Origin of the sequence: Vibrio sp. B181a (assembly GCF_030248375.1) — a bacterium.
Lineage (GTDB): Bacteria > Pseudomonadota > Gammaproteobacteria > Enterobacterales > Vibrionaceae > Vibrio > Vibrio campbellii.
Map to the genome: position 1 here is coordinate 122,489 of NZ_JAHGAD010000007.1, position 24,666 is coordinate 147,154.

The 24,666-nt window shown below is 44.9% G+C and carries 19 protein-coding genes; 8 read left to right on the plus strand and 11 right to left on the minus strand.

Features of this window, described 5'->3' with window-relative positions; all coding sequences use genetic code 11:
- Positions 1–4: 4 nt before the first annotated feature.
- From KIO97_RS02545 to KIO97_RS02555, 3 genes are all read right to left on the minus strand, one after another.
- Entirely contained in the window at positions 5–673 is a 669-nt protein-coding gene (locus KIO97_RS02545; RefSeq protein WP_005431136.1) for a transcriptional regulator, read from the minus strand.
- Between the two features lie 548 nt (positions 674–1,221).
- Positions 1,222–2,037 carry a TauD/TfdA family dioxygenase gene (locus KIO97_RS02550; protein ID WP_285380849.1) on the minus strand — a complete coding sequence of 272 codons (816 nt, stop codon included), beginning with the start codon at positions 2,035–2,037 and terminating at the stop codon, positions 1,222–1,224.
- A gap of 317 nt (positions 2,038–2,354) precedes the next feature.
- Positions 2,355–5,798, minus strand: coding sequence for a hypothetical protein (locus KIO97_RS02555; protein ID WP_285380851.1), 3,444 nt, complete (start codon positions 5,796–5,798; stop codon positions 2,355–2,357).
- 224 nt (positions 5,799–6,022) lie between these two features.
- On the opposite strand from KIO97_RS02555, the gene KIO97_RS02560 reads away from it, so the two are divergent.
- Positions 6,023–6,874 (plus strand): alpha/beta hydrolase, encoded by an 852-nt coding sequence (locus KIO97_RS02560; RefSeq protein ID WP_050906837.1) that lies wholly within the window; start codon positions 6,023–6,025, stop codon positions 6,872–6,874.
- A 186-nt stretch (positions 6,875–7,060) separates the two neighbouring features.
- On the opposite strand, the gene KIO97_RS02565 is transcribed toward KIO97_RS02560, so the two are convergent.
- From KIO97_RS02565 to KIO97_RS02580, 4 genes are all read right to left on the minus strand, one after another.
- Positions 7,061–9,157: a methyl-accepting chemotaxis protein gene (locus tag KIO97_RS02565; RefSeq protein ID WP_005431176.1), complete on the minus strand. Its 2,097-nt coding sequence runs from the start codon at positions 9,155–9,157 to the stop codon at positions 7,061–7,063.
- A 388-nt stretch (positions 9,158–9,545) separates the two neighbouring features.
- A complete protein-coding gene (locus KIO97_RS02570; protein ID WP_285380854.1) occupies positions 9,546–9,968 on the minus strand; it encodes a GtrA family protein in 423 nt (140 codons plus the stop codon).
- A gap of 4 nt (positions 9,969–9,972) precedes the next feature.
- The gene (locus KIO97_RS02575; protein ID WP_050904598.1) at positions 9,973–11,379 is read right to left on the minus strand and encodes a glycosyltransferase family 39 protein; all 1,407 of its coding nucleotides are present in this window, start codon (positions 11,377–11,379) and stop codon (positions 9,973–9,975) included.
- A 2-nt stretch (positions 11,380–11,381) separates the two neighbouring features.
- Positions 11,382–12,422 carry a glycosyltransferase family 2 protein gene (locus KIO97_RS02580; protein WP_285380857.1) on the minus strand — a complete coding sequence of 347 codons (1,041 nt, stop codon included), beginning with the start codon at positions 12,420–12,422 and terminating at the stop codon, positions 11,382–11,384.
- Between the two features lie 153 nt (positions 12,423–12,575).
- On the opposite strand from KIO97_RS02580, the gene KIO97_RS02585 reads away from it, so the two are divergent.
- A complete protein-coding gene (locus tag KIO97_RS02585; RefSeq protein WP_038889938.1) occupies positions 12,576–13,253 on the plus strand; it encodes a response regulator transcription factor in 678 nt (225 codons plus the stop codon).
- Complete coding sequence (locus tag KIO97_RS02590) at positions 13,250–14,548, plus strand: HAMP domain-containing sensor histidine kinase (RefSeq protein WP_285380859.1); 1,299 nt, start codon at positions 13,250–13,252, stop codon at positions 14,546–14,548. Before KIO97_RS02585 ends, KIO97_RS02590 begins: the two co-directional genes overlap by 4 nt.
- A 119-nt stretch (positions 14,549–14,667) precedes the next feature.
- On the opposite strand, the gene KIO97_RS02595 is transcribed toward KIO97_RS02590, so the two are convergent.
- Positions 14,668–15,906 (minus strand): leucine-rich repeat-containing protein kinase family protein, encoded by a 1,239-nt coding sequence (locus KIO97_RS02595; protein ID WP_285380861.1) that lies wholly within the window; start codon positions 15,904–15,906, stop codon positions 14,668–14,670.
- Positions 15,907–16,161: 255 nt separating this feature from the next.
- On the opposite strand from KIO97_RS02595, the gene KIO97_RS02600 reads away from it, so the two are divergent.
- The 3 genes from KIO97_RS02600 (at position 16,162) to KIO97_RS02610 (ending at position 20,234) form a co-directional block, all read left to right on the plus strand.
- Complete coding sequence (locus KIO97_RS02600; RefSeq protein ID WP_285380862.1) at positions 16,162–17,058, plus strand: 1-aminocyclopropane-1-carboxylate deaminase/D-cysteine desulfhydrase; 897 nt, start codon at positions 16,162–16,164, stop codon at positions 17,056–17,058.
- 298 nt (positions 17,059–17,356) lie between these two features.
- Positions 17,357–18,712, plus strand: coding sequence for a LysM peptidoglycan-binding domain-containing protein (locus tag KIO97_RS02605; RefSeq protein WP_285380863.1), 1,356 nt, complete (start codon positions 17,357–17,359; stop codon positions 18,710–18,712).
- Positions 18,713–18,794: 82 nt separating this feature from the next.
- Positions 18,795–20,234 (plus strand): hypothetical protein, encoded by a 1,440-nt coding sequence (locus tag KIO97_RS02610; RefSeq protein ID WP_285380865.1) that lies wholly within the window; start codon positions 18,795–18,797, stop codon positions 20,232–20,234.
- A gap of 153 nt (positions 20,235–20,387) precedes the next feature.
- Here the strand turns inward: KIO97_RS02610 and KIO97_RS02615 are convergent, their stop codons facing one another.
- The 3 genes from KIO97_RS02615 to KIO97_RS02625 all read right to left on the minus strand — a co-directional run bounded on the left by KIO97_RS02615 (position 20,388) and on the right by KIO97_RS02625 (position 22,425).
- Positions 20,388–20,864, minus strand: coding sequence for a GNAT family N-acetyltransferase (locus tag KIO97_RS02615; protein WP_045372669.1), 477 nt, complete (start codon positions 20,862–20,864; stop codon positions 20,388–20,390).
- A 40-nt stretch (positions 20,865–20,904) separates the two neighbouring features.
- Positions 20,905–21,447 carry a hydrolase gene (locus KIO97_RS02620; protein ID WP_285380868.1) on the minus strand — a complete coding sequence of 181 codons (543 nt, stop codon included), beginning with the start codon at positions 21,445–21,447 and terminating at the stop codon, positions 20,905–20,907.
- 117 nt (positions 21,448–21,564) lie between these two features.
- A complete protein-coding gene (locus tag KIO97_RS02625; RefSeq protein ID WP_005431152.1) occupies positions 21,565–22,425 on the minus strand; it encodes a LysR family transcriptional regulator in 861 nt (286 codons plus the stop codon).
- A gap of 114 nt (positions 22,426–22,539) precedes the next feature.
- Between KIO97_RS02625 and KIO97_RS02630 the strand changes: the two genes are divergently transcribed.
- Both KIO97_RS02630 and KIO97_RS02635 read left to right on the plus strand, forming a co-directional pair.
- Positions 22,540–23,604 (plus strand): HlyD family secretion protein, encoded by a 1,065-nt coding sequence (locus KIO97_RS02630; RefSeq protein ID WP_038889928.1) that lies wholly within the window; start codon positions 22,540–22,542, stop codon positions 23,602–23,604.
- A gap of 9 nt (positions 23,605–23,613) precedes the next feature.
- Complete coding sequence (locus KIO97_RS02635; protein ID WP_285380870.1) at positions 23,614–24,633, plus strand: DUF2955 domain-containing protein; 1,020 nt, start codon at positions 23,614–23,616, stop codon at positions 24,631–24,633.
- The last annotated feature ends 33 nt before the right edge of the window (positions 24,634–24,666 follow it).

Below are 24,666 nucleotides of genomic sequence, written 5' to 3' on the forward strand. Positions count from 1 at the left end.
AATTTTATTCTGATTTAAATTCACGGATAAACTTGTAAACCGCCTGACGGCTGATCCCAAGTTGCTCTGATACTTGTGTTGTCGTCTCTTTAAGCTCGAATACGCCGTTATCAAACAGGCAGCGAATGATGGCTTTGTTACGACCTTTTGCTGAAATCGTCTCGTCTTGATCCACTTCTTTTGTCGCTGCACTCAACGCTTGCTTGATAACATCATTGGCGTTGTTGCTGAACGTTTCGCTGACTAGGGTTTGCGATACATTGCATTGCGGCATCAGTGTTTTAACGATTTCAGGGAATGGGAAAGATAAGTTCATGTTGATGCACAGCATGCCAATCGGCTTTTGCTCTGGACCAGCCAAAATACACGTGGTCGATTTCAGTAGCGAGCCATCGGCTGCATTAGTGAAATAACTCTTCGGAGAGACCTCGCCCGTTTTCTCGAATGTGCTCCACATACGTAGACCCAAATCGGTGATAGGTGAGCCAATTTCGCGACCAGTGTGGTGGCCATTCACGATCTTCACGACTGAATTTTCTAAGCTTTCAAATGAATGAATAACCACTTCACAGTACGGTCCGATCAAATCGGCAATCGTGTCTGCTAAACGAAAGTAGTTGCTTAAACATTCTCTGTCTTCGTCGGTGAATCGAACTTGCTTTACACTCATCATTTTGGTTTACATTTTTGAACTCAATGACTGAAAAGTACTCCTTTCGAGTTAGTTGAGCAATACAGAGTAAACTTCTGTAAACCTAAAAAATGCGCTTAAAACACCGCCAAAAATCCAAGAATTGATCGAAATCACGCACAATAGTTGAGCACGATCACCAAAAACATATGAATTAGGTTTAATTTCTTAAACCTCATCAAAGTTTAAATATTTAAAACCAAAGATTGCATTTTTGAACACTTTAATGATCTAGAACAAGTTCCAAAACCCAGCAAAAACTGCGTACGGTAATCATCGATTTGAAGCGCAACTTGATTTATAAAATCGACGTCAATTACAGCTCTCTCAAAAAGGCATTAGATGAATAAAACATCACCATCACCATCACCAGCGACTTAAATTCCATTCCATGCCTATAAGACGAAATAAGATTGGAAAAGACGCAGTGATTAAGGAAAAAGTTGAAATAGAAGAAATTGAGAAGAAAAAGCCGAGCAAGTGGAAACCCGACTTGAAGTACATTAAGCGTTGATTAGAAATGTGTTGAATTAAACAAAGGTGACGCGATGCATCTTCCTTGGTTGGTCCCCATAATCGATGACCGCATAATGTTGAGTGCAACGATTATCCCAAATCGCTACAGAGCCTGGTTGCCACTTAAACCGAACTTGGTATTCAGGCTGGCGAGCGATCGTAAACAATTCGTTTAACAGCTGCTTACCTTCCGTATGCCCCACTTCATTGATATGGCGAGTAAACTGCTCATTAATAAATAGGGTTTCCTTGCCTGTTTCCGGGTGCATTTTTATCACTGGGTGCACAACGGGTGGATGTTGATGAGAAACTTCAAGCAGTCGATGATGCCAATCAAGCTCAATATCTTCCTCAGCAACCTCTTCAAAGGCGGTGAGAGAATGGGTTGCAGACAACTGTCTTAACTTCGTTTTCATCGCATCGTCGAGCGCATCAAAAACGGCAGTCATAGAAACCCAAATCGTGTCTCCGCCAGTCTTCGGGACGTATTGAGCATGCAGAATAGCCCCTTTAGAAGGCTGCTCTCTCCACGTTAAATCGGTATGCCAGTAACTCTCGAGTGGCGCATTGCCTTTGGTGGTTTCAATAATACTGACTTGAGGCGAGGACGCGACGTTGGGAAAGAAGGGATGAGCAGGCTCCAATTCCCCAAAGTACTGAGCAAGTTCTAACTGCTGCTCAGGCGACATAGCTTGACCATCAAAAAAGATAACTTGATGCTCGATTAGGGCTTGATAAATTGCTTCCAGATCTTCTGCATTGCAGTTGGCCAAATCTATGCCATGAATACGCGCACCGATATGCGGAGTGATTGGCTCAATCTCTATCATTACAACTCTCTTGATGTTGATTCTTATCAGACTACAAAGACCTTAGCATGCACGAATTACTTTCAAGCCACTTTTTATCTGCACAATTTAATTCAAAAATCGACGACCGAATGATACACCGACCTGTAGTCACTTTGATGACATAGCAGAACACCAATCGATCCCCGTTTCAATCAAATGGCCTGAAGCAATCAAATGGCCTGAAAGCAATCAAATGGGAATGAGGCTACATGACTCGGTTCATTCAACGTTTAGTTCGAGACAGAAAGCTATTGCGAGTAGCGACTTAGGCACAACTGAGTGCCTAAGTCTCATATTTAAAACTGTTCGCTGTTAAGCATCTCCCAATATTGATTCAACACTTGAATATCATCGGCACGTTCTACAGCTTTCGGGTGGCTCTCTCTGATGAAGTCGATATTTTCCTTCACTGCTGGGTAGGATAGAACCTCGCGCTCTTTCAAGATAGAGGGTTGGATCGCAACGCCAGAGGTGTCCAGATCTTCAATTGAATCTGGTTTGTTTTTCATCCACATCTTCTTCATTAACACTGCCGCTTTGACCATACCGGAACGACCATCTCCTAGTGCACAGTGGACCAACACAATTCCATTGTTTTCATCGATCAAATCTACAATGCGAGTAACGATATTATTGATTTGTATACTCGTTGGCTGTGTGTTTGCTTGAACAGAGAAAAAGTCTTTTATGTACGTAGTCCGGTTCGAAATGTAATCGATACCTTTTGCTGATAACTGCTTTTTCAGAGCAACGATTTCGCCTGATGACATACCTGAGTCTAGAGAAATCAAAGCCGACACATTTTGCGCTTTCAAGTTCTCCGCAAAATTTACCAGCTGAGCACCAGTCGAGTAATTCTTATTTGGTCTGCCAATCGAACCCAAACTTTCATTTGCGTGAATATTTATATTTTGAATTGCCTTTTTTTCTCCCGCAGCAGAGACTGCTGTTCGCTTGGTAAACACAGGCTTGTGAGAAGGCTTTAACTTATACTTTGCAGGAGTTCCGTTACTATAATTCGTATTTCCCCAATCTACCTGAGTAGGTACCGTGCCGAACTTCTTTAACTTGACCTCAACAGGGATGCCTAACTTTGAGGCGGCAATAAATCGATGCTGACCATCTAAAATATGAATCCTACCGGTTTTGGGCGCCCTCCAACCGGTAATACTCACAGGTTCATCAGCTTGTCTTACTATCGCGATCTTCTCATCAATAATAGATGGGAACACCTCTGGCTGCGCTGGCAGTGGGATAGAATCATCTAGGATACGCTTGCCTACGGGCCCTTTCCCGTTGTAACACCAGTCAACCGTCTCGAGAATAACGCTGTCGGTTCCTAAGCCAAATGCCTTATTGACGGTGGCGCTACCCGCTCCCCCGCTCAAACCCAGCGTTTGTATCTTCTGTAATCGCTCTCTTGTTTCTTTCATCACTTGATAAGAGTGAATCTCTTTGAGCCTCGTTTTTATCTCATTGATGCGGTTATTGGGTATCACCTTTGATCTTCGCAACAAATTATCTGATATGTCCTCGGCCACCGCTCTCAAGAACGCATTCTTAGAAACTCTTACTAATCTGATATTTTTGATAACTGAAGATGAAATCAAACTCGAAATTTTTACGTTTATCGCCCGAGCCAAAGGTGCAAAAACCGGAATGAAATCATAAACAAGTGCGATCGCGTCTATCAGAATCGATTCTGCATCAGACACATTAAACTCGTAGCCCGGATCGTTAATAACCTTACCTGCGAATTGAAAGAATGGCAGCTTCTCGCTCAAAGATATTTCGACCAAACTCTGAGAGTAATACAACTCTTTCATCTCAATAGCTTTATCCTTCAGGGAAAGACCAAACTCTTTTTCTACCAGATTATTGAGAACATATTCTTCTTGGAAATCGACAACCGGTATCCCCTGCTTTTTAAAAGCATGGGCAATAAGGTTGAACTTAAGCATGGTAGATTCCTGTATCGCATCCCATGCATAGTTACTGAACCTATGATTCCTAAGTAGAAAAGGTTCAGGATCTTTTATCGATTTAAGGAATGAAGTAGAAATATCAAATACATCAAGTAGTTGCTTAAATTGGTCATAATTAACGCTTTTCCAGTTTTCATCGCTTCGAGGTAATAGTGATATGAAGTCTTGAATAGCTTGCATATGCTTTTCACGATTTAAATACATAACCTGATGCTGAAAGTTCAAAGTACTAACTAAAACATATTGACCTTTACTGTCTTGTGCTAATACCAATCGTCCACTTGCACCTAAATGTGTTTGCAGCATGAATATAGCGGGCTTTATAGCGAGAGAAATCGCTTCGGCTGTTGGTGATGACATAAAAGAATGAACAAAAAGAGCCAGGAAAGCCTTAATGCTTTCATCTGCATTCGGAAACTTTTCATTCACTAATTGAAAGACATCTGCCATTTTTTCAGCTTTGCTTTCTATATAATCATCTAGGATGTTACTTATGGCTTCCTCACTATAGAATGGGAGTATAAGATCCAGTGACGCAATCACTTTAACAGTATCTTTTAGGAGAGTTGACGATAGACTTAGATTTTCAATTAATTTACTCGTATCTTCATGCACCTGACTCGTTTTATATAATAAAAATTGTTCATAATAAGATTTATCCGCGTCAAAGTGCTCCCTTGGTTTTAGTGATTCAATTTTAAGCTTGGAATCCGTTGTATTTGAGCCTAAATCAGTAACCAAAGATATTACTTTCAATAAAGTTGAAACTTCATTTAAAACATCGATATTTTTTGATGACTCATAGACATTCACACTACCAAAATCACCTTCTTCTCCAGTGATGATAGCCTTAGTATTAACAACTCTATATTTTAAAGGTGAATTTTCTTCATATTCACTGTCAATGAGCACTTTTAAAGGCACATTATTGGTAATCAGAACCTTTTCTATCTCGCTATCGGTTCCAGTCACCGGGGCATTTATATCGCTGTTCATCTGAAATATTACAGCATGAGCCTTGTCATAAATGTCTCGCTCGACCCCTCGCGAACATTTTTGATAAATTTCAATTTCACTCTGAGTGTCAATGAGAACTTGCTTAATGTCACTTTCTTTTAGGCTTTCAGTTAAGTTTCGCCCTAAAATCCTTTGAACAATCTTCTCACTTTTTTTCTTTATTTCTTTTGAGTCTAACTGACTAGACCAACTGTCACCAATAGTTACCTCTTCTTTAATGACCTTCCCATGCAAAATATCTATTATTATTTGTTTTTCTGATTTCATGAAAACATGAAACAATGCATTTTCCAATCTTGAAATAACATTAACCTTTTCTGAAGTCAGCCTATTAACATAATGAGTTATCTTTTCACCATACAAAATACCACTATCTTGATCGAAGCATTCCTGAAGGTGATTAATATAAACCATAGCTCTTGATAGAGTCGATTTAACGGCTAAGTTTCTGGATTTAGTGTTGTTATCATACCTATCATTCACCACGGAAAATATACTTCCGACCATATTCTTAATATATTTAATCGAGTTTAACTCATCAATTATACTAATGATAAGATCTCTTCTAGCGTAATATTCATCTTTTAGAACAAGAACCTTTTCTTCTCTTATCCCTTCGTTAATTAGTTCTAGCGCTTGAGATAAGCGAGATATCTTAGAATAAATATCCGTCTCATCGTTATAAATATCATCAATTACTTTTATGGTTATTTCTTTATAATCTTTTGTAAATTGCATCGTTTCTAATATTACTTTGGTGTTTTTCTTTTAGCGGGCTTGCTCTTGATTTATAAATCACGACAAAGTATAAAACAAGTTGATAACAAATCAATGGAATATTAATTACATAAAACTTAACAAAAACCAACAAAAGTGTAGGATTAAGAATTAATCATCTTCACTTCTATTTTTTATAGGCAATTTTTAAATAATATAAAATAATTAAACATTAAGAATGGTTTATGCTAATTATAACTAATCGTCAGTTTGATCCTGTAACTCATAATTTCTCACCTACGAACAGCTTAAATGACTACTATCATTATTGTCTGTACCGAGGAAATAAACTCTATGACATCGGCCGCAACTCCTGGCTAAGCGAGTTGTTGGAGATGAAACCCACCCACCTGTTCATCTATATCCATGGGTTTAATAATCAACCAGAAGAAGACATCATTCCGCAAGTGAGAAAGATGCAGTCGATTCTGGACAAGTTCCATAGTCGAAGTCTAGTTATCCCTATTATCTGGCCATGCGATAATGATCTCGGGCTTGTCAAAGATTATTGGGATGATAGAAAAACAGCGCGCCTTTCTGGGCTGATGCTTTCAGATGAGTTAATGGCTATGCTGGACGGTATAAAAGCCAACAGTCAAAGTGAACTAAAGATCTCCGTAATCGCCCACTCAATGGGAAATACAGTCCTATTAAATTGCCTTCACAATCTTAATAAGGCTCTCAGCACGAGCGAACTCCCAAGGCTCTTTGAGAATATCTTTTTGATGGCACCAGACATCGCCAACGATATGCTAGAAGACGGAAAAAAAGGGCGTTCTCTTATGCAGAGCGCGAAGAATGTCGTCTGCTTCTACGCCAGCGACGACTATGCGATGCCAGCTAGTATGATCATGAACTTTGATGAACGGTTTTTCACTCACCGCTTAGGTATGTACGGCCCTAAAACACCCGTGTCAGGCCTTGAGATAATAGACTGCTCAGGTTTCAATCAGCAGTTTGATTTTCCAACAGGACATACGTACTTTCTTGACGAAAACAGCCCTGTTTGGGAGAGAATAACTCGCGATTTGGAGTGATCAGATAGGGAAAATCGAACGAGAATTCTTATTATTGAATCTCCTCCGATGTTAGTAAGCTCTGCAGAGCTAACCATAATCAAAGTAATTTGCTTTCTTTATGACGAATAGCATCGACATAACGAAAACAAAATGGCCGAGTGCACATTGCACTCGGCCTGATTGGATGAGAGCAGTAGTAGCGGGTTAAGACAGCTTAAACTTACTCAGCTCACCGTGAAGATCGCTCGCTTTTACGGTGAGTTCGTTACTGATCTCTACTGACGACGTCATGGTGTCCATCACCTCTACTGCGGTATCGTTGATGATCACCACATTACGGTTGATCTCTTCCGATACAGAACTCTGCTCTTCTGCTGCCGAAGCGATTTGGTTGTTCATGTCGTTGATGACTTCAATCGCTTGGTTGATTTCAGACAGCGCTAGATGTGCCGCTTGCGTCTCGCCCTTAGTATCGGTCGCTTGTTTTTGGCTTTGCTCCATCAGTACAACGATCGATTGCGTTTCTTGCTCTAGTCGAGCCAGCATTGCGCGGATCTCTTCCGTCGATCCTTGTGTGCGGTTTGCAAGGTTACGAACCTCATCGGCAACCACCGCGAAACCTCGGCCAGCCTCACCTGCACGTGCAGCTTCAATCGCCGCATTAAGCGCCAGTAAGTTAGTTTGCTCAGCAATACCGCCAATTTCACTCAAAATGCCCTGAATTGCCGTGCTGGAATCCACCAGATTCTGCGTTTGTTGCTGCGCATCGTTGACTTGCATTGCCAAGCTATCCACCGCACTCGCAGCGTTATCCATACGCGTCATGCCGTTTAGGCTATTGCTTTGTACTTGGCTTGCCGCAGCGGCTGCTTGAACCGCAGAGTTCGCAACTTCCTGTGCGGTTGCACTCATTTCATTGATCGCCGTTGCTAACGAGTTCACTTCATTAACCTGAGCATTCAATTGGTCACGAGAAGCCGCAGCACGTGTTTGGCCTTCTGTTGCGTTCTTATCCACTTGATCTGCGGTTGCCATTACGGTCAATAGCATCTCTTGCATACGCGACAAGAAGGTATTGAACCAATGTGCCAGTTGCGCGGTTTCATCTTTACCCTTCACTTCAATACGGTAAGTCAGATCGCCCTCGCCTTGCGCCGCGTCTTTAAAACGTTCAACCAAGTTGTTCAACACTTTGCCAAGCGAGTTCGCAATGAATGCCATCGCGGCAATGCCTAAAATAGCAGCGAAGATCCCCGCCCACACACCTTTTTCAAGCGCTTCCGAACTCTGCCCATCACTCCATTGCTGGTACTCGTCGACGCTTTTTGTGAGGTGACTACTGGGAACCGACACCATGACTACCCATGGCGCATCACTGGTATCGATAGCAGTGATCGCATACTCATCACCATCAAAAGCGACAAGGCCAGCACCATCGCGCTTCGCAACCGACTGAATGTTCGACCACTCGGCAGCCAGCTCTGAAGAAACTTTCTTACCCACCATTGCACCATCTCGGCTGTTTGCCAAGGTAATACCTTTCCAAGAGGTGATAAGAATTTTGCCCTTGCCATCAAACAAGTTACGCGCCGATTGTTCACTCTGGCTTTGTAGTTCATACAGAGACAAATCAAAACCAAGCGAACCGATGATCTTGCCATCTTGTTTGATCGGTTGGCTGATGGTTGTAATCAGCTCTTGCTTGCCTCGTACAGGATAAAAGTACGGCTCCATGACGAAGGTTTTGCCCGTTTCGTAAGGCATTAAGTGCCAATCGTCTTTGCGTTCGCCACTGCTGTTTAGCTCTGTATTGCTAAAGCTTTCCATCGCCACTGCATCAAAACTGTTTTGATCATTTGGCGAGAAGAAAGGCGCAAGGTAACCTTGGCTGTTAAAACCGTCTTCAGGATTAAGCGTCACTTGCTGCGGCCAAGTTTTGTCTTGCCAAACCATGTAGCCTGCAAATACCGCTTTGTTTTGTGCTTCTAGCGCGGCAGTAAACTGTTTAACAATAAGGTCTGCACTTGCGTTAGTTTCTGAGCTCAACTCGATGATCGAACGTACTTGCTTCAAGTTTGCAAGTACAGGATCAAGCTGGTTCGCAATATTCAGACCTTGCTGAATCGCGGTGTTTTGCAGATCGGTACTGGTCGCATCCGTTAATTGCGCTTTTACTTTCTCGTTCACTTGCTTGTTCACGTCAGTAAATGCATCGGTAGTCATACCCATTGCAATCAATAAAGTGAACGCCATTGCACCGCCCGCACTGACTGCGATTCGAGTACGTATACTGTTAAACATAGTCACCTCTGTAACTGATGATAGATTGGCATTATTTTTAGAAATTTCATGGATTTTAAACAACAGAGGTGAACAGAAGACGTCAAGCTATGAACAGAAAGAGAATAAAAAGATCAAACTTATTAACAGCGTAACGTATGTGGTCAGTTTTATATTTTTAACGTATGAGCCCTACAATAAATAAAGCCTTCCAATAATCTGTCTAAGTTATTGTATTTATAGAATATAAACTCAAATAATAAAATGCATTTTATACGAAAGTATTCATGTATTTTTGCTCTTTTTTACTGAGTATTAGATTACTCAAACCGTGACTCGAGTCACAGTTAATTTTCTTCATATCCCTGTTTTTATTGCAGTTATTTACTCCCTGAAATGAAAGTAAGGCTCATTGTTGGCTAAAGACCCACTTTGAGCTGAGTAAGTAATTACTCATCATGCCGAACAATATTCCCAGGCCCAGAGCGAGGAGCACCATATAGCCTTGTGTTCCGAACATAAGCGTCCAACCTTTAAAAGCGGCAAAGTTAGGCACCGCACTAATGCAAGCACTCGCCATAAATTTCAGCCACTGATAGAACGGGTTATGTTTGTCTGCTTGAGAGAAAGTAAGCCTGCGATTGCCTAGCCAAGTCGTGGTTGCTGCAAACAAAAAAGCGATGCTGCGAGCCGCCATCAACTCCAAGCCAGCCACATGGAATAACAAGGAAAAGATGAGGGTATCGACCACAAAGCCGATACCACCAACCAGAGCAAATCTTTCTAACGAAGAAAGCCTTGTTAACGAAGCAAATTTTAGTAATTTGCCCACTCCGTTACCCCATCACACAGGTATAGAGTGAACGTTTCGATTTGGCTGTGAAGTCGTTAGTACAGCTCAAAGCGTTATCGTGAATAACCACATCCACTTGTTGCGATTTACCAATCAGGTGGAATTTCTTCAGGTTATTTAAGTCATTGGCATCTTCCAGCTTTTTAGCCTGGCCATGGCTGTAAAACTGGCCAGAGAACGGTCGTTTACCAATGTAGAATACAGGTGCACTGTCATCAATTTGCTCAAAGATAATACGGTCACTGCGGCTGTCGGCTTTGCCCATGTTTAATACCAACATTGCAATCATAAGCAGTACCGGTAGCACCGCAGCAGTCCCGGTTACCCACTTAAAGTCGTTTTTATCCACCAGCATCGCAACCAAAATGCCCAGAGCTGGAATGCCCGGTAGAACGTAAGCAGGCAAAATATTCCCAGCCATCGTGAACAGAATCATTGGTGAAATCAGCCAACAGATCAGGAAGCTAAATAGACCTTGATGATCAGTTTCAATGGCTTTGAGCACCTTACGACGCTTCCACGCCAAGATAGGCAATACGATTGACCAAGGCGCTGCCGATTGCAGCCAAAATACCCAGATCATCCCACGAGGTTGATCGTGTGCGGAACCGTACAAATCCCCTTGCCAGCCACTCACGACAAAACGCTTAAAGTGTTCGCCAACAATGAAGTAATCAATAAATCCCGGTGTCGCCATCTCTGCCATGATGTACCAAGGAAGAGCAATCGCGAACATCAACGCCAAACCTGACACAATAGGAAAACGCTGCCACAACGCTTTAAACGCCCCAAAAAAGCCATGCTGAATCACCAACCACGGGAACACTGCAATCCCCATGATAACAATGGCTACTGGTCCTTTTGCGAGCAAGCCACAAGCCAGACCAAAGAAACCAACATATCCCCACAGGCGGCTGTGTTTATCTTTACCAAGCCAGCAGTAGTAGAACCCGACCATCGCCATCGTCATTGCCAACGTCAGCGCCATGTCTGTCATCACCGCGCCCGCAGCAATAGAGAAAATGCCACACGTCGCCAATACTAGCGCTGCGATCAACGCGCTAGTACCCGCTCGATAAGCCATAAAAGCAACAAAGAAGATTGTCGAGACACCAGCCAACCAGTGTGGTGCACGCACCGCGAATTCATTCAATCCAAACAGTTCTATGCCATAAGCACTCATCCAAGTGAACAGCGGCGGCTTACCCCAAAAAGGGACACCGTAATCAAACTGAGGGGTGAGCCAATTACCCGTTTCCACCATCAAGCGTGCCATTTCGCCGTAGCGGGCTTCTGTGGTATCCATCAAAGGGTAAGTCGCAAGTGAAATAAGACGGAGTAAAAGCGCAAACGCTAACAACAACCACAGATGGGTTTTATTAATACTCATGATTACGCAGTTTCTCCTAGTTTAAACTTCATGGTTTGGATGGATTGATGTTTCGCAGACTGCTCGTAAACAGACTGGATAAGATAAAGAGGACGCTGCTTGGTCTCGACAAAAATACGCCCGATGTATTCGCCCAAAAGGCCAATCGACAGCAGTTGAACTCCTCCCAATGCGAGTTGAACCACCATCATGGATGGGTAACCCGTCACAGGTTCCCCAAACACCACGGTTTTCATCACGATGAATGCGCCATAAAGAAAGGCACTGAACGCCACTAACGCCCCCGCTAACGTCGCTAAACGCAAAGGACGAATCGAGAACGACGTAATGCCGTCCATTGCTAGGCCAATCAACTTAAGGTAGTTCCACTTGGTTTCGCCGCAGAAACGAGCATCACGCTCAAACGGTACCGTCACCTGTTTAAAGCCCGGCCACGAGAAAATGCCCTTCATGTACCGATTGCGTTCTGGAAGCGCATTGATGTGCTTAACCACCTTTGCGCTTAGTAGACGAAAATCGCCCACATTCTCTGGCACATCAAGCTTAGCCATGCTGTTGAGCACTTTGTAAAAGCAGGCGGCCGAGAAACGCTTGAACCACGTCTCACCATGGCGTTCGCTGCGCTGCATGTTGACTACGTCATACCCTTCACGCCATTTAGAGACCATCTTCGGAATCAACTCTGGAGGATCTTGCAAGTCAGCATCAATCACGATCACCGCTTCGCCTTGGCAATGTTCCAAACCTGCACTCATGGCAGACTCTTTGCCAAAGTTACGGCTTAATGCAATACAACGAACGTCGCTAGAAGATTGAGAAAAGTTTTGCGCGATCATTAGGCTGTCGTCTTTGCTGCCATCATCGACGTACACGATTTCGCAACGTTCTGGCATCGTGTCCAGAACCGCGATCAAACGACGATGAAATTCCGGCAAGACTTCTTGCTCGTTAAGGAATGGCACCACCACAGACAAAACTGTTTTAGGCTCAGAGTGTTGGCTCACCTTCGAAAAGGTTGCAGCGTGAATGTTGAAGGTTGACATGCTACTCTTCCACTGTATCCGATGAATGGATGCAGTCTATTAATAGCGGCGTGAAATAGTTGTTGTTGACATCTTTTTCACACCCTTAGTGAATAATGTTCGGTTAAGGAAATGCCCTTAATTTCGAAAACCCGCCTGATTGGAGAGAAATACATGAAACGCGTACTTTTGGTCGAAGATAATCGAGAAATTGCAGGCATGCTGTTCGATTATTTTGAGTGTGCAGGTATGGAACTCGATTACGCGGACAACGGCGAGCTGGGCTTGAAGCTGGCGATGGAAAACACCTTCGACATCATTTTGCTCGACCTAATGCTGCCACGCATGGATGGCTTAACCATGTGCAATAAACTTCGCGATGCGGGCAACAATACACCAGTGCTGATGCTGACCGCGCTTGATAGCCGCGACGATATGCTTAAAGGCTTTCAGCACGGTGCCGATGACTACCTAACAAAACCTTTCGACTTGGATATTCTCGAAGCGCGCATGATGGCGCTGATCCGCCGTTACCGTGGCACCGTGGCTTCGAGTAAATTGGAGTACGGTGAAGTCTCTATCGACCAAAAAACACGTAAAGCCTACCGTCAAGATAAGCTCTTAGCGCTCAACCCGACCACCTATACCATTCTAGAAATGCTGGTCAAGAACGCGCCAGACGTAGTAACACGTGAAGAGATCGCCTTTCAGCTGTGGCAAGAGAACGAGCCCAACAACGATGTACTGCGCAGCCATATTTACCAACTGCGTAACCAACTCGATAAACCCTTTGAAAAACATGTTCTCATCACGGTGCCTAAAGTCGGTTTCCGCTTGGAGACCGGAGCATGATCCTCCGATTGTTAAACAGCACTCAAAGCACCCAGAGTATGACTGGGCGTTTAGCGCTGTTCTTCTCGTTTGTCTCTGTTGTTATTGGCCTGTTCTGCTTTTTACTGATCACTGGCGCACTGCTTTGGTCGGAAGATCGCGTGGGTGAACGTCGTATTATGGTCGACAAAAAAGAAGCCATCGTACATTTTCAATCTCATCCCGACCAAGGCACTATCAAGCTTGATTTGCTGACAACCGCATACAACGACATCAACTTAGTCCCAGAAGAATTTCGCAAATATCTGATCGGTAAAAAACACTTTCTTGATGAAATAGGCGACGAGCCAGATTCACGCATGATCTACATGAGCTCTTACACCAACAAAGGTGTTGAGCACCCGATCATTCTGATTTCCCTCATTGATGAAATCGAGATCACCTCAGAAGAGTTCGTTCTCGTGGTCGCTGCGGTACTTTCCATTGTCGCCGTTATGATTTTCTTATTTGGCAACCTATTGCTGCGTCTATCCCTACGATTAATAGAACCCGTCAATGCGCTTAAAAACCAGTTAGACCAACACCAAGGAGACCCTTCTCAAACCTTCAGTGTTCCTGAGGGCTCCGCCAAAGAGTTCCAAGCCTTGGCCGAAGAACTCAACCAATATCGCCACAAGATCAATCAAGTGATCAAGCGCGAACAAGCCTTTGCGCGATACGCAAGCCACGAGCTTCGTACGCCGCTGACTGTGATGAAAGGCTCAAGCAGCTTATTAGCCAGAAGTGCGAATACGGACTTCCAGACACGCCAAGTCAATCGAATTCAAGACGCGACACAACAAATGTCGACCATGGTAGATGCGCTACTAGGGTTAGTCCGTTACGAGCGCAATACGGATGATTCACCAGTGAGAACCATCTCTGAAGAAGAGCTCACGAGGATCATTGCGCAAAGCCAAGCGCAAGCAGACGAAAAATCACTGGCCTTGCAAATGAACGTCAGCGGGACACCTAAGACCAAAGCAACCAACGCGGTACTTACCATTATTCTTGGTAACCTTATTCGCAACGGCATCGCTGCGACAACATCGGGAGCCATTCATATCAGTATGGATGAACACACCATCTCGGTGCGTGACGAAGGTGAAGGTTTCTCCACCATTCCACACTCGGGGGGACACGGATTGGGTCTAATGATTGTCGATGATTTGTGCCAACGTTATGGCTGGCATTTTACGATTGGTACGCATCCAGAGGGTGGATGTGAGGCAGTGATTAACCTTGCGTCAGAGCATCAAGAAGATTGCTCAGCGTAACTTCCTCGAACTAGATTCAATTAAGAGGTATCTTATTTGCTCAGCGCCAATAATTTGCTGAGCATCAAAGCGGGCAACCGATACCTCTTTCTTATTCGATTGTTCGATTGAATGAACTATTACGCCGCGAGCGACGCAAAGCGATTCATCACTTCCAATGCTGCTTTCGAGTCTTCACAAACAGAACACACATCTTCGATAAAGTACGTCAACGCTCTGGCTTCAATGGTTTTGATCGCCGCTTGCTGCTGTTCGGATAGGTAACCGTAAATACTCGCCGCACCAAAATCACCGAAGATCATCTCACCTTGTTCATTCACCAAAGTATTGTGCGCATACAAATCACCGTGACACACCTTATTGTCATGCAAGTGATTAAACACATCCACCATCTGTTCAACAATCGCATTTACTTGCTCGACAGTTAAGGTAAACCCTTGTGGGAAGGTGTCTCGTGTGCAGGTTTCCAGTGTTGGCGGCAAACCTAAGTTGTAGTAACTGTCTGGAATCAGCTCCATCACCAACGCAAGCTCATTACCATCATCCACCTGCGCGATGGATTTCACTAAATTGTTGTGATGCCCTGCTTGCAAACACGCTTCAAGCTCATCATGCGGGAAACCGTCGCTGGTCACTTCACCCTTAAACACTTTCACCGCAACTTCACTCGGGAACTCATAATGCGCGTCAGTCCAATTCGCATGAGAAATCACCCCACTCGCGCCTTGGCCGAGAACGTGGTTAAGCGAGTAACTGCCAGTTGTAACCTTAGGCACGCTGTCTAGCGAAGAAGGATGCTTGCAAAATGGGTTACCCGCGAAAGCAAACCACGCAAGCTTAGGCAGCTTCATCAACACATCAGGGAAGTGCTCAAGCTGGTTAGCAGACAGACGAATCAATTCCAGATTGACCAAGTTTTCCATGCTGTTTGGCAGTTGCTTGATGCAGTTGCCTGCCAGCGCCAGTTTTCTCAGTCGCGGTCTTTCACCAAGGCTGTTTGGGAGAACTTCAATCTCATTATCCGTCAGAATCAACCAACGCAACTGGCTTGGCAGCGAGGCTTCGCTCACCTCTTTAATCTTGTTGGTTTTGAACCCAACCATCTCAAGATTTGGCAGCTTGCCCAGAACCTCTGGCAAATGGGTGAACTGATTGTTTGAAGCAAAGATGATTTTCAGCTTGGTCAGTTGCTCCAATTCTGGAGGTAAATCTGACAGTGCGTTGCCGGATAAATCCAACACTTCAAGCGTTTCTGCAAGCTCTAAAATTTCCATAGGAAACTCAGTTAGCCCTTGCGCCAACTTCAGTTGTTTGATTCCTACCAATTGTCCTGTTTTTAATTGTTCTAGAGTTTGCAAAACCAAGCCTTCTGATTGAATGAAAATAAGCGGCGTAGTTTACGTGGCTTGAGGAAGAAACGCGAGTCGTGATGCCGCCTGGTTTATTTAAGCTGCAAACCTTGTTGGATATGAAACCTTTTAAGCCCCCCGTGACCATCAGGAATAATCGAAAAGGTTGTATTGAAACACGGACTTTTTATCTAGGTTTATTGGCGTTACACTACGCGCCCTTTTTAACGGCAAGGTCGCGTGGTTGGACACGTCAGTAGTCGCATGAAACTCTCTGAAAGCCCGATAACTCAGCACAACTTTAACGGTCACACCTTTTTCCTTAAGCGTGATGACATGCTGCATTCTCACTTCTCTGGGAACAAAGCACGTAAGTTTATGGCGTTGATGGAATCGCAGAACAGCGACATCAAAACCCTCATCAGCTACGGCTCTGCTCAATCCAATGCGATGTACTCCCTTGCCGCTCTGGCGCAAATCAAAGGCTGGAACTTTGAGTTCTACGTCCAGCATATCCCGTCTTGGCTCAAGGACTCCCCGATCGGCAACTACCGAGGTGCGCTGGATTTAGGGATGAACATCACGGCAATGCAAGAGATCGAATCCCCTCTTCATCCCACTGAATACATTGAACAAGTGCGTGGGTTAGACGATACAACCTTGGTTGTCCCTGAAGGCGGAAAAGCGAAGATTGCCGAAGCCGGTGTAAAACAACTGGCGCGAGAACTGCTTGATTGGACACGCCTTGAAGGCAAAAAGCAGTTTGTAGTGGCCTTGCCATCAGGAACGGGAACAACCGCACTGTATTTGAGCAAGCACTTAAAGCCACACGGAATCGAGGTCATCACCTGCGCTTGTGTCGGCAATGCTGAATACCTGACTGAGCAATTCAACACACTCGAAAGTGAAAACCACCCAACAATTCTCTCGGTGCGCGACAAGCACCATTTCGGACGTTTGTATCAAAGCGATTACGAAACGTGGAACGCGCTCTACGATCAGACCAACCTCGAATTCGATCTACTGTACGACCCATACATGTGGCAATGCTTACAACCGTGGTTGACAGAAAATAAAGACAAGACACTGATCTACATCCATCAAGGTGGATTACTTGGTAATGAATCCATGCTGCCAAGATACCAGCGAGAGTTTGAATAAGCGCGTTCTGTGCTTTTCATATTCCAATAGCGCTAGTGAGTAATTAATAAATACCTAGCGCTTAATGCTTCTCTAAAATAAGTCGCCAATATGGTTACACTTCAATAGCATTAATATCAATTATTCCCCTCTTCGCCCTGTATTAATAACGCTTTTTATCATTAAAACCCTTACCTCTATCACTTTCGATATGCCTACAGTTTTAGTAACTAAGCAAATGGAATTGGTTATTCTGTCTATAGTGCGTTCGTTTAATTGCCGCTAAGCTATCACCAATTAAATCCAAGAGGCGATATAAATGAAGCGTCCAGCATCAAAGCGTGTGAGGGGAGCTGGCTACGCTCCACTTATCGATTCCACACTAACTACGTCAAGTAATCGCTCCAGCGCAAACCAGTACTCATCGGCTAGCAGCCAATCACATTCAAAAAGCAGTGCTCAGGCGAGCTACAGCTCACTCGTAACTGACGCTCAATCACAAGCCACCGCTGAGTTTGAATGCCGAATAAAGATTCATGCTCCAAAGGATGACTTAAATACGCTTCAGCCTGGTGTATTTTCTCTGGCAAAAACGCCAAATGAACCGCTTATTAAGCGCTGGGGAAAATTAGAACAAACACAACCATCACCCTGCACCGTATTATCAGCAGAATGCTTCGAAGCCGAAGACAAAACCCTTTTACACGAACTTTTTCAAGACATCGGCTTACAGCAAAAATACACAATCACACCAAAACCACTTGGCAGTGAATATACTAACGCTGAGTTCATTCCTTTTATTCCCGCAGTAGAAACAAAAAGCTTACTCGGGTGGGCAGCACAAGGGTTTTATTATTACTTCTATGATGGGAAGCTGATGTATGAAATGGCTATCCTTGGCAACGATAAGTTCTCTTGGCAAATGACTGAGTCTAGCCCGCATGGCATCACAGACAAGCTCGTCAGCAAAAAAACATTCAACGCCATGCTTGTCCCGGTTGCCATCGAAGGAAAAAAAGCCGCGCCCCAGCATATTTTCTATCGCCAAGAAAAACTCACCAATGATGAGCTTGCAGAAATCAATGCAGCTTGGTTAAAACAGAACGCAACACTCATTGATATCGATGCGCTCAAAACCATCGTGAAGCAGCCTTTGTTGCCGCGAAAACAAGCCGCCACGCAATCCACCAGCGAAACGAGCCAAGCCCAAAACCATAAAGTCCGCACCAACGACGACGGCTCTCCAGAGCAGTGGACAGACATTGCGCCTCAATACGGTTTGTCGGCAAAAGCACTACTCAAGCTCAATCCGAACTATGAAAGTGATCCACTCGCTCTCAAAGTCGGCGATGTATTGACTGTCAGTGCGGCCGAGCAACCCCAAAAAGAGGCCAACTCTGAGCAAACTTGTCCTCAAGATACCTTTTCCGTTGGTGATGCCTACCCTCTTGGTGATGTGTGGGGCAAATATTCACAACGTGATGTTTGGGGAGAGTATGCCGATTTAACGCAGCCCTCTTCGGTTATCAACATCTTTAGCCAAGCTGGATTATCCCCAAACACGCCGGTATTGAATGTGCAAAAAATCGAAAACAGACTGCTGCGCATCACGGTCTCTTTTGTCGAAGATGAATTGCAACTGACGCATATAACCAGCATCCCTGCGGGCCAATAAGACGATTCACAACGTCTGTCATTCCGCTACCAAGAGCGAAAAAACCTATCTTCGACGATATTCAAAAGAAGTGAAAATACGTATGTACGGTGACAATAATCAAGCGGCTTCTTCCTCAAACAAAGCCCAAAAGAGAAAAAGCGACCAGCTCAATACCACGCAAAATCCTGAATCAGCTAAACGCAAGCGAGATGCTGAAAACGATGCGACATGGACCACCTTTAAACAGGACTGGTGGGCATACGTTAATAGCGGTGAACTCGAGGTAAAAAACAAGCGGCCAGAAGCCCTAATTCGCTTTAACTATCGCTATGTCGTTAGCGATAACACGGGAGCACTTAAGTATGAGCCTGCCGTTGTCGATCAAATTCTCAACCGCAGTAGAGAGTTGGAGCGTGTTTACTATCGTCGTCAGATCAATGACCAGAGCCCGAGACAAACTCGACAACAAAGCCAGAATGCCAGCTTACCTACGGCCTCCCACTTTGAGAAAAGAATTGCCCCGCAATCCTCCACTGGCACCGCTTTGATCGTTCCTTCAGTCGGCATGCCACAACAGTTTCTGATAAAAGAAAAACTCCAAGAGCTGTATTGGTATACAGAAGGTACGAGTCGCCCCGTCTACTTGTTTGTGCATCAAAGTGAGCTAGCTCTGTACGATGAACAGATGGGAGCATACTTACGTGATGCGGGAGTTGGCCTCGTAGGCTGGGAGTTCGAATCAGGAACGGTTGGATTTGGTGCGACAAGAAAAGCCGTCGTCGATTTTTGCAAACAAAACCAGTTCAAAAAAGTCACCATGATGGACTGCAATGTGCTGATGTCTGACATGGACCTTATCTCTGCAGCCGAGCAAGCCACATCGAAAGTTAAAGATGACACCACTCTGTATTTTTCACTCGGTTCAACCAGCGGAGACACTTACGAAAAAGGGTCAAAAGCACCGAAAAAAACCACGGTCGAGTCAGATTCAGTGAAAGGACGCCCTATCGAACAATTTACGATGCTAAACACCAACGTACTGTTTGATCCTGCGTTTATCTCCTCTTCGGAAGATATCGATGTCTCCAACGATATGAAGTTCTTTGAAAGCATTAACAAAGAGGAATCCATTGCGTTTAAAGAGTTAAAGCTGAAACTGCAAGATGCACAAAAAATCCAATACCCGAGAATTAACAAGCTACGCCTAAACGCAACGTCCGAGATCTACAACGAAAAGTTTAAGGAACACCTGACTCAGATCTCCAATAAGGAAAAAGATCTTGTTGTCCAAGTCAAAACGGACATGGGAAAAGGTACAGAGCCAAAATTCCATAACGTGACCATACAAACACTGAGTGAGTTTATTGCCCAAAAACTAGGTAAAGATGCCCTTCGCATTCAATCTCTGATCATTGAAAAGATGTTGGTGAAATACAAAAACATGAGTATGGACAAAGGTTATCAATACACCCCTGAAGGGCTGGAAGAAACGCAAGCGGCACTTTTCCCGGAGAATGACAGCGCGGATAACAACCGCTAGGGCCAAACACGTCAAAAGACGAAAGCTCGGCACTCAAAAACTATGCTTCCCTTGGCACTCGATTGCCAAGGGAGCGAGCTCGATTTCAAAGGGAGCGAACTACGAAATAGGCGGGGAGAAAAATAGCGGAACAAGTAGCGGGAGAATAGATAGTTACAATCGCTTTTCCATCAATAACAAATCCCAGGTCTCCCCATCAAAAGAACGGGTTCCTGATTCGTGAGAAGTCACTTCGAACCCAAGAGATTCATAACAATTCTTGGCGACGGTGTTACGCTCGAAGACTGCCAATGACAATACACCAGCCTGATGCTGAGTTTGAGATAGTACGATAAGTTGCGTTAGCATCACTTTTGCAAGGCCTTGCCCTCGAAACGCATCAGCAACAAAAACACGACAAATACGGAAATGGGCGTCCGATACTTTGAACAACTCAACATAACCCGCCTTCTTCCCATCGCAAACAAGGAGAAATGGAAACACTTCGGGTCTCGCACAATGGAGGCTGATTTGTTGATGATCCAGAGGATAATGAAAATTCGGCCCACCCCATTGGTAATTCAATTTGTCTGAATCAATCCATTGAATCAGAGTCTCATAGTCTTCATGCTCAAACGCTCTCAGTTCCATCTTTACCTCTACCGTGATTGGCGTTCTAATCCGTTATTCTCTACTTAATCAGCCCCAAGATCTCTTTAAACTCTGGTGCTCGGCAATCTTCTACCATTTCATATAAACACATCTCAACGCCTGTTAGGCCAACGCCATTCGCAGTCAGTTTTGCCAGCGCTAACGCTTTGTTTGCTGGCATTCGGGAAGAGACACAATCCGTCACCAGTTCCACTCGGTAGCCCATTTGACGCAGCGACACCGCGGTTTGATACACGCAAATGTGCGCTTCGATACCACAAACTAACCATGTATCGACTTTGGCGTTTTCTACCGCGAGTTTGAATGTCGGTTCTTTGCAACCATCGAAAGTGTGTTTAGCGATCGGCAAATGGTCCTTCGCTAACACTTCGCGGATCGGCTCAACCGTTGGCCCCAAGCGTTCTGGGTTTTGTTCCAGCCATAGAATGGGCAAGTTAAGTGCTTTCGCTCCTTTGACTAATTTGGTGGTGCTTTCAATCAGTGCTTCGCTTTCGTGCATGAGCGTTGCCAACTTACCTTGCACATCGACAACAATCAGACCGGTGGAATTTTTCGATAACATTCTCATCTCCTATGAGCCGCTTGAAGGTGAATATACTCAAGCGTTTGAATAAAGAGAATGTACCAGAACTGCCGCCTATTCAGATGAGTAAATTCGCAAAGTTATTGTCCGCTCACGCTATTGGAATTTTTCCCTAAACAGCTCAATCAAGGCTTTGACCTTGTTCGGCAAAAACAGATTGGATGGGTAAATCAACGTCAGATGTTGCTTAGGATGGGTGAACTCCGGCAACACCTCCACCAGTTGGCCGTCTTCCAAAGCGGGCTTGGAGTGCACTTGAGGAATGAATGCGATGCCATTGCCTGCAATCGCCATTAACCGCAGCAAGTTTAAATCGTCTGACCTAACCGCGACGTGTAATTCTGGGTCCAATAACCCTGCGTTGTATCGGTTGGTGAGTAAGCGATGGTGTTTTAAGTCATCCATACTTTTTAATGGCGAATGGGCATCGAGGTAAGCTTGGGAAGCGACAAAGTGACTGCGATAAGGCAGTAAACTGAACTGCACATAACTGTCGTCCGAGACTTTGGCCACACTAGGAAGAAGCTGAAGATCGAACGCTTGACGCTTAAGATCGACACTCTCTTGGTGGTTCTCAATCTCTACAGACATATCCGGATAACGCGTGGTGTATTCGTTGATGATCCAGTTGAACGCAGCCGAGCTCATCAAAGCAGAAGGAATCGCGACGCGCACCTTGCCCGTCAACTCTTGCTCGTATTCGTGCATCACTTTCAAGCCTTGCTGAATATGCTCTATGGGTTGCCCCACCAGCTCAAAAAGGCGCTTGCCGTGCTCGGTAAGCTCAATGGTTCTCGTAGTACGAATCAGCAATTGGCAGCCCAACGCTTTCTCTAATTCTTGCAAACGTCGGCTCACTTTAGAGCGTTGTAACTGGTTCGCCTCTGCCGCTGCACTAATACCACCGTGCACGACGGTTTGGCTAAACAGGTGAAGATCATCAAAACTTACGTTCATTGTCCTACTTTTAGGTCATTCATGCGCTTATTGTCATTCTACTGAATTGTGATCGACTTCTCTATAATTCGTTATCTTATTTGCTTGCGAGCGCCATAAATTCAGGAATTTCTTATGACAGCGGATCATAAATTCAAACACTGGATGCGAACACTTATTGTCCTGTTCATTGTACTCTTTTTCTACATCATCATTGCTGATCGTCACGCGCCAATCACCACCGAAGGTCGCGTACAAGGCTATGTAGTGCAAGTCGCGCCAGAAGTGTCTGGCAAAGTGACCGACGTGCTGATCGAAAACAACCAAGCGGTGCACAAAGGCGATGTGCTGTTCAAAATCGACGACCGAAAATACAAAATCGCTTTAGAACAAGCGCAGCTTTCACTGCAATCCGCCTACGAGAAAGAAGCAACATTGTATTCGCAACGAGAAGCGGCGTTGGCAAACATTGCTCGTGCTCAAGCAACTTACAATAACGCGCACAGTGAGTACTCACGTCTACAAAAACTGTCGAAGCAAAAAGTGATTTCTCAATCCAACCTAGACAGTGCCTACGCACAAAACCAAGTTTCTCGTGCGGCACTGAAAGCAGAACAACAAAACTTGAAAGTGATTGAAGCGCAGCTTGGTGACAAAAAAGGCCAAAGCACTGCGGTACGCATTGCGCAAAATGGCATTGAGAAAGCACAACTAGACCTAACCAACACCGCGGTTCTTGCTCCAAGTGATGGTGTGGTGACGAACCTACAGTTGGAAGTCGGCACCATGGCAAACACCAACATGCCATTACTGACGTTTGTACCAACAGGCTCAATGTGGGTCGCAGCGGATTTCCGAGAGAAGTCTGTAGCAGGAGTAAGCAAAGACTACCACGCCATGGTGGCATTCGATGCTAACCCAGGTTCTGTGTACGACTTCGATCTGGCTAGCCGAGATTATGGCGTTGCCGCTGCTCAGCAAACTCCAAACGGCGCTCTAACCAAAGTCGAAGTGAACAACCGTTGGGTACGTGATGCGCAGCGAACTCGCGTGAACCTGACCAGCGAAGAAGCCTTGCCTTCCTCTCTGTTCGTTGGTTCTCGTGCCACTATCGTGCTTTACCCAGACAACAGTCCGTTTTGGTCACTGATGGCACAAGTTCAAATCTACCTTGCTAGCTGGTTCCACTTTATCTACTAGGCGGCTGCGATGAAAACCTTACGTATTTGGTTTGGCTGCTCAATGGGTTTGGCGTTGAGCATGATCTTTGGTTGGTCTTACGGTTTCTTTGCCGTCATGCTGCCACTGTTCGTGCTCGGCCGCATGGACCACTTCAGTCTGCCACTCGTCTTGATGGTGCTGTTCTCGGCGGTTTGGACCACGGTTCAAGCCACCTTTATTCTCGAATACTTGCAGTTCCATCCTACTCTGATGTTCGCGGCAGTGGGCATTATGATGCTGTTTAAATGCATCGCAATGATGAATCCGAAAACCTACTTGTTTGGTTACATGGGATTGTTGGTTGGCTCGATCGTACTGAACTTTGCGAGCTACGATTTTATGGATATTGAAGAGTTCAACGTCAACCTTTGGGTGATCTCGTTCAGCAATATCTTTGTCTGTGCCCTCGCCTATTGGCTATTCCCAGAGCCGGAATCGAAGATATTACAAACAGAAATGACTACGCCAGTAAAAAGCGATATCGACTACATCAGCCAAGTAGCAATGGGCTGGGTGGTAGCAATGGCGGCGTTTTTGGTGTTCCAAATAGGTGATTTGTACGATTCACTTTCGGCACAAGCTTCAATACTGATCATCCTAACGCCAATGACACTGGCAGGCTCCATGGCGATGGCGAAAATCCGCATCATCGGCACAGCACTGGGTTGTATCGCGGGTATGGCAGTGCAGTTAATCTTGGGCAGCTGGTTCGGTGATGGGTTGTTGTTCTGGCTGGCGTTTACCATCGCTATGGGGCCATTCTGTTTGTGGCTAACGAAAGGACAAGTCAAAGCCGCCATTGCGTTCTCGGCGATGTCTGCCCTCTCCGTTCCACTGACCACATCATTAGTGCCTGAGCAGAAAGACGCGTTCTTCTCCATCTTGTACCGATTCAGTTCGATATTCGTAGCAGTGCTACTGACCGCAATGGTGATGTGGGTAGTACACCACTGGATTCGAGTGATGTTGTTGAAGCATCCTGAGATGAAAAATGTGGAATTGAATTGACGGGAAACGGGAAACGGGAAACGGGAAACGAAG

What these genes read in the sequence shown, in the direction of transcription:
- KIO97_RS02545 (WP_005431136.1), bottom strand. Translation starts at nt 673, where the DNA reads ATGATGAGTGTAAAGCAAGTTCGATTCACCGACGAAGACAGAGAATGT.
- KIO97_RS02550 (WP_285380849.1), bottom strand. Translation starts at nt 2,037, where the DNA reads ATGATAGAGATTGAGCCAATCACTCCGCATATCGGTGCGCGTATTCAT.
- KIO97_RS02555 (WP_285380851.1), bottom strand. Translation starts at nt 5,798, where the DNA reads ATGCAATTTACAAAAGATTATAAAGAAATAACCATAAAAGTAATTGAT.
- KIO97_RS02560 (WP_050906837.1), top strand. Translation starts at nt 6,023, where the DNA reads ATGCTAATTATAACTAATCGTCAGTTTGATCCTGTAACTCATAATTTC.
- KIO97_RS02565 (WP_005431176.1), bottom strand. Translation starts at nt 9,157, where the DNA reads ATGTTTAACAGTATACGTACTCGAATCGCAGTCAGTGCGGGCGGTGCA.
- KIO97_RS02575 (WP_050904598.1), bottom strand. Translation starts at nt 11,379, where the DNA reads ATGAGTATTAATAAAACCCATCTGTGGTTGTTGTTAGCGTTTGCGCTT.
- KIO97_RS02580 (WP_285380857.1), bottom strand. Translation starts at nt 12,422, where the DNA reads ATGTCAACCTTCAACATTCACGCTGCAACCTTTTCGAAGGTGAGCCAA.
- KIO97_RS02585 (WP_038889938.1), top strand. Translation starts at nt 12,576, where the DNA reads ATGAAACGCGTACTTTTGGTCGAAGATAATCGAGAAATTGCAGGCATG.
- KIO97_RS02590 (WP_285380859.1), top strand. Translation starts at nt 13,250, where the DNA reads ATGATCCTCCGATTGTTAAACAGCACTCAAAGCACCCAGAGTATGACT.
- KIO97_RS02600 (WP_285380862.1), top strand. Translation starts at nt 16,162, where the DNA reads ATGAAACTCTCTGAAAGCCCGATAACTCAGCACAACTTTAACGGTCAC.
- KIO97_RS02605 (WP_285380863.1), top strand. Translation starts at nt 17,357, where the DNA reads ATGAAGCGTCCAGCATCAAAGCGTGTGAGGGGAGCTGGCTACGCTCCA.
- KIO97_RS02610 (WP_285380865.1), top strand. Translation starts at nt 18,795, where the DNA reads ATGTACGGTGACAATAATCAAGCGGCTTCTTCCTCAAACAAAGCCCAA.
- KIO97_RS02615 (WP_045372669.1), bottom strand. Translation starts at nt 20,864, where the DNA reads ATGGAACTGAGAGCGTTTGAGCATGAAGACTATGAGACTCTGATTCAA.
- KIO97_RS02620 (WP_285380868.1), bottom strand. Translation starts at nt 21,447, where the DNA reads ATGTTATCGAAAAATTCCACCGGTCTGATTGTTGTCGATGTGCAAGGT.
- KIO97_RS02625 (WP_005431152.1), bottom strand. Translation starts at nt 22,425, where the DNA reads ATGAACGTAAGTTTTGATGATCTTCACCTGTTTAGCCAAACCGTCGTG.
- KIO97_RS02630 (WP_038889928.1), top strand. Translation starts at nt 22,540, where the DNA reads ATGACAGCGGATCATAAATTCAAACACTGGATGCGAACACTTATTGTC.
- KIO97_RS02635 (WP_285380870.1), top strand. Translation starts at nt 23,614, where the DNA reads ATGAAAACCTTACGTATTTGGTTTGGCTGCTCAATGGGTTTGGCGTTG.